The organism is Paraburkholderia sp. 31.1 (assembly GCF_014397645.1).
GTDB lineage: Bacteria > Pseudomonadota > Gammaproteobacteria > Burkholderiales > Burkholderiaceae > Paraburkholderia > Paraburkholderia tuberum.
In genome coordinates, this window is the sequence record NZ_VZQN01000167.1 from 1 (window position 1) to 1,078 (window position 1,078).

A 1,078-nucleotide genomic window follows, 5' to 3' on the forward strand; every position below is an offset into this window, starting at 1 on the left:
TAAGTGTTCACGAGAAATTGACTTGAAATCTGGTGCTGTATCCGCCGAGCAGCTCAGCAAGTTCAGCGTCGATGGTTTCCCGGGTCCAGGTGACGAAGCGTCGCCAGTGGTATTTGAAGTGCTTCCAGACGATCTCGATCAGATTCAGCTCGGGACTGTACGGCGGCAGATAGAACAGGAGTGCCTTGTGTTCGAGAAACCAGCGGTCCAGTGTGTCCTCATCAATGCTGTGATGGATGCTCGCGTTGTCGAGCACGATCACAGTCGGACGGCCATCGCCCTTGCTGATCAGCGAGTCGAGAAATTCGACGACGTCAGGGCCTTTCACTGTTCTGGCGCTCGCGGCGTAGATGAAGTTGTTCTTGCCGAAGTCAAGCGCGCCCACGACGCTGCGTTTGCAATGACTGTTGGGCTCGATACTGTGGGGCAATCCCCGTGGTGACCAGCTTCGCTGAACGGGCGGCGCCGCACGGAAGCCTGCCTCGTCGAAATAGAACAGGCGGCACTGACCGTCGCGCGCGGCACATTGCAGCTTGCCGAGCGTATCCGCTTTCAACTGGAACTCCTCTTCGTTGCGCTTTTTTTGAGCGCATAGCGATTGCGTTTGAACGAGAAACCTTCGCGCTTGAGTGCCTCACCGAGCGTTTCGATCCGGCATGGCAGCGGTTCTCCGTGAATGGCCTGCACGCGTTGTCCAATCCGCGCAAGGGTCAACGACTCGGTTCGCGCCACCTCAAGGGCCGTGGTGATCATTGCGTCAGACAGCGCTGGCGGACGGCCACCGTTATGGTGGCTCATCAGGCCGCACACGCCGCTCTCGCGCCATGCGTGCGACCAGTTATAGACGCTCTGTCCGCTCACACCAAGCTGCTCGGCAATGATCCTGGGCTTGATCCTGCGCCCGAGCATCAGCAGGCCCGCCGCTCGCGTGCGCGTGTCACGATGCCTGTGATTGATCGACAGCTGTTGCAACGTCATTTCCTCGGCTTCGCTCAGTTCGACGACACACTTCATCCGCTACCCCGGCGTTAAACGCGCCAGGTTAGCGAAATTCAAACAGATTTACCAGGACCACTTA

Annotated in this window: 2 protein-coding genes; both read right to left on the reverse strand. The window is 58.3% G+C overall.

The window, feature by feature from the left end:
• Positions 1-7: 7 nt before the first annotated feature.
• Entirely contained in the window at positions 8-556 is a 549-nt protein-coding gene (locus F6X37_RS35810) for an IS630 family transposase (protein ID WP_187614673.1), read from the reverse strand.
• Positions 553-978, reverse strand: a complete 426-nt coding sequence (locus F6X37_RS35815; RefSeq protein ID WP_262420170.1) for a helix-turn-helix domain-containing protein — start codon at positions 976-978, stop codon at positions 553-555. Before F6X37_RS35815 ends, F6X37_RS35810 begins: the two co-directional genes overlap by 4 nt.
• Positions 979-1,078 lie beyond the last annotated feature (100 nt).